Here is a 531-nt window from a genome sequence, read left to right as displayed (position 1 = left end):
GGGATGGACGGCACCGTGCACCGCTGGGACATCACCGACCCTCGGCATCCGGCGCGGCTCGACCCGCCACTGACCGGTCCCACCGGGAACTCCCAGTCCATCGCCTTCGCTCCCGACGGACGTGTCCTCGCCGCCGGCGGCAACGATCACATGGTCTGGCTGTGGGACGTCAGCGAGCCTCGCAGCCCTCGTCACCTCGCCACGCTGACCGGCCCGGACAACTACGTGTTCTCGGTGGCGTTCAGCCCGGACGGGCGCACCCTCGCCGCCGGCAGCGTCGACCGGACCGTCCGGCTCTGGGACGTCACCGACCCTCGGCACCCGGCCGTGCTGGGCGCGCCGCTGACCGGCCCGGACAACTACGTGTTCTCGGTGGCGTTCAGCCCGGACGGACATACCCTCGCCGCGGGCAGCGCCGACAGGACGGTCTGGTTGTGGGACGTGGCCAGGACTGATCGTCCCCGTCATCTCGCGACGCTCACCGGGCCGAGCAACTATGTGTACTCGGTGGCGTTCAGCCCGGACGGGCGC

The 531-nt window shown here is 71.4% G+C and carries 1 protein-coding gene; it reads left to right on the top strand.

Going from position 1 to position 531, the window contains the following annotated elements; translation table 11 throughout:
* A partial coding sequence (locus NBW84_RS00315) for a WD40 repeat domain-containing protein (protein WP_445548596.1) occupies positions 1 to 531 on the top strand: 531 nt, incomplete at both ends.

It is taken from the genome of Protofrankia sp. CiP1_Cm_nod2, from assembly GCF_920664355.1.
Classification (GTDB): Bacteria; Actinomycetota; Actinomycetes; order Frankiales; family Frankiaceae; genus Protofrankia.
The sequence above is the reverse complement of the archived record's forward strand: the minus strand, read 5'-3'. Positions and strand labels throughout refer to the sequence as shown.